At 64.8% G+C, this 3,184-nt stretch carries 1 protein-coding gene and 2 pseudogenes; 2 read left to right on the top strand and 1 reads right to left on the bottom strand.

Annotated features, from left to right (window positions below):
- Nucleotides 1-437, top strand: a pseudogene (locus tag AUC71_RS19500) (DprA-like winged helix domain-containing protein); the annotation flags it as partial.
- 6 nt (nucleotides 438-443) lie between these two features.
- On the opposite strand, the gene AUC71_RS10050 reads toward AUC71_RS19500, so the two are convergent.
- Nucleotides 444-650 carry a hypothetical protein gene (locus tag AUC71_RS10050; RefSeq protein ID WP_141701599.1) on the bottom strand — a complete coding sequence of 69 codons (207 nt, stop codon included), beginning with the start codon at nucleotides 648-650 and terminating at the stop codon, nucleotides 444-446.
- A gap of 267 nt (nucleotides 651-917) precedes the next feature.
- Between AUC71_RS10050 and topA the strand changes: the two are divergent.
- Nucleotides 918-3,184: pseudogene (gene topA / locus AUC71_RS10045) on the top strand (type I DNA topoisomerase); the annotation flags it as partial.

Below are 3,184 nucleotides of genomic sequence, written 5' to 3'. Positions count from 1 at the left end.
GCCGAGCGCTCGGGATCTCTCATCACCGCGCGGCTGGCCGGCGAGCAGGCCGCGAGGTCTTTGCCGTCCCCGGAAGTCCGCTCGACCCGCGCGCGGCCGGCACCAACAATCTGCTGAAGCAAGGCGCCACATTGGTCACGGAGGCAAAGGACATCGTCGAAACGCTGGCGCCCATCCTGGGCCGCGGCCCGCTCCCGCCCAGCATAGAACTCGCGTCATGCGACGAGACGGACACGCCCCCGCCGCTCCCCGATATCGCTCAAAGCGACCGCGAGCGCGTCCTGGAGGCGCTCGGTCCAAGCCCCGTCGATATCGACGAGCTTATTCGGGCCACGCGCCTGGAGACGCGGAAGGTCCACATCATCCTGCTTGAGCTCGACCTGGCGGGACGGCTTCAGCGCCACGGCGGCCAGCTGGTCTCGTTGAGCGAGCCCTAGAGGGCGCTAGTCGGCCTTGGCCTTCTCTGTTTTGGCCTCCTCCAGCGCCATGGTGAGCAGATAGGCCAGGAAGGGCATCTGCGCCTCCTGCGCCAGGGACTGCAAGCCCTCGAGCAAGGAGCCAATATATTCGGCGGCCTCCTTCCGGGAGGGCGCGGATTGACCCTTGATGGAATTTGCGCCTACTGGTGGCTCGGCGCGGGACCCTGCCATTCGATTCCGCCTCGCATCGCGCCCATTGGTCACCACCACCGCCTCCACAATTGGCAAGATGCAGCGCCGGTTGCCGTACCAAGAACACCGTTTGGATTAGCGTCTTAGAGTTGTATTTAGTTATTATATACACCCTGAAGTTGTCAATCGTCCGCGCCCTGAATTTGACAGCGGCTGATCGAGACACCATTTTCGCCGCATGCCGGGGTCGATTCCGGTCCCATCGCCCTCAGCCAGACGCATTTTCGCGCGGCTAGGAACATCTCAATGAACATCGTAATCGTTGAATCGCCAGCCAAGGCAAAGACAGTCAACAAGTACCTCGGGTCAGAGTACCGGGTGCTGGCCTCCTATGGGCATGTGCGCGACCTGCCCTCGAAGAACGGCTCGGTCCTGCCCGACAACGACTTCGAGATGCATTGGGATGTCGACCCCAAATCGGCCAAGCGGCTGAATGAGATCGCCCAAGCCGTCAAAGGCGCCGACAAGCTGATCCTCGCCACCGACCCCGACCGTGAGGGCGAGGCCATCTCCTGGCACTTGCTCCAGGTGCTCGACCGCAAGAAATTGCTCGGCAAGATCCCGGTCGAGCGTGTGGTGTTCAACGCCGTCACCAAAGAGGCCGTGCTGGAGGCCATGCGCCATCCGCGCCAAATCGACGAGCCTTTGGTGAACGCCTACCTGGCCCGCCGCGCGCTCGATTACCTCGTTGGCTTCACGCTCTCTCCGGTGCTGTGGCGGAAACTGCCGGGCGCCCGCTCCGCCGGCCGCGTTCAGTCGGTCGCGCTGCGGCTCGTCTGCGACCGCGAGCTCGAGATCGAGCGCTTCAAGGCGCAGGAATATTGGACGATCATCGCCGCGCTCGCCACGGACAAGAACGAGGCTTTCGAGGCACGGCTCGTCTCCGCCGAAGGCGAGAAGCTTGAGAAGTTCGACATTCCGGATGCCGGGAACGCCGAACGCCTGAAGGCGGCGCTCGAAGGCGGACGCTTCACCGTCGCCAAGATCGAGAGCAAGTCTCAGCGCCGTAACCCGGCCGCGCCCTTCACCACCTCCACGCTGCAGCAGGAAGCCTCGCGCAAGCTCGGCTTCTCGCCACGGCAAACCATGCAGCTCGCGCAGCGCCTCTACGAAGGCGTGGACCTTGGCGGCGAGGCCGAAGGTCTCATTACTTATATGCGAACCGACGGCGTGCAGATCGTACCCGAAGCCGTGTCCGCAATTCGCAAGCTCGTGACCGGACTGTACGGCGACCGCTACGTGCCGTCCTCGCCGCGCCAATACGAGACCAAGGCCAAGAACGCGCAAGAGGCTCACGAAGCCATCCGCCCCACCGATTTCAGCAAGGCGCCCGACAAGATCGGCCGTTATCTCGATGCCGACGGGTTGAAGCTCTACAAGCTCATCTGGCAACGCACGCTGGCCAGCCAAGCTTCGAGCGCGGAGATCGAGCGCACGTCCGTGGACATCGACGTCGCAGGCACGGACGGCAAGCCCTATGGCGTGCGCGCCACGGGCTCGGTCATCCGCTTCGACGGCTTCCTCAAGATCTACGAGGAAGGCGTGGACGATGCCGTCGGCGAGGACGGCGCGCTGCCGGCCATGCGCGAAGGCCAAGCGCTCGACCCGCGCGGCATCGAGGCGAAGCAGCATTTCACCGAGCCGCCGCCGCGCTACAGCGAAGCCACCCTCATCAAGAAGTTGGAGGAGCTCGGCATCGGCCGCCCCTCCACCTACGCTTCAACCCTGAACGTGTTGCGCGAGCGCGACTACGTCCGCATCGACAAGAAGCGTCTCTACCCCGAGGACAAGGGACGGCTCGTCACCGCCTTCCTGGAAAGCTTCTTCAAGCGCTACGTGGAGTACGACTTCACCGCGGACCTGGAGGAAAAGCTCGACCTCATCTCGGCGGGCAAGCTCGAATGGAAGGACGTGCTGCGCGATTTCTGGCGCGACTTCATCGGCGCGGTCGACGATATCGGCGATCTCCGCATCACGCAGGTCCTCGACGCGCTCAACGAGTTGCTGGGCCCGCATGTCTTCCCCGACACAGCGACGGCGGCGATCCCCGCGCCTGCCCCTCCTGTGGCGAAGGCCAGCTCAGCCTGAAGGTCGGCAAGTTCGGCGCCTTCGTCGGCTGCTCCAACTATCCCGACTGCCGCTTCACCCGCCAGCTCGCCGAGACCGGCGACAAGGCCGCGTTGGCCGACGGCAAGGTGCTCGGCACCGACCCCGAGACCGGCTTCGAAGTGAGCGTGCGGACCGGCCGCTTCGGCCCCTATATCCAGCTCGGCGAGGCGGAGGGCGGCGAGAAGCCGAAACGCGCCTCAATCCCCAAGGGCACCGATCCGGAGGCCATCGAGCTTGACCGCGCGTTGGCGCTGTTGTCGCTGCCGCGCGAGATCGGCACCCATCCGGAGTCCGGCAAGCCGATCACCGCCGGCTATGGGCGCTACGGGCCTTACGTCCAGAGCGACGGCAAATATGCGTCCCTCAGCACGCCCGAAGAGGTGTTCGAGGTCGGCGCCAACCGC

The sequence above is a fragment of the Methyloceanibacter marginalis genome, assembly GCF_001723295.1.
In the GTDB taxonomy this organism is placed as follows: Bacteria; Pseudomonadota; Alphaproteobacteria; order Rhizobiales; family Methyloligellaceae; genus Methyloceanibacter; species Methyloceanibacter marginalis.
This window is presented reverse-complemented; position numbering and strand designations above follow the sequence as displayed.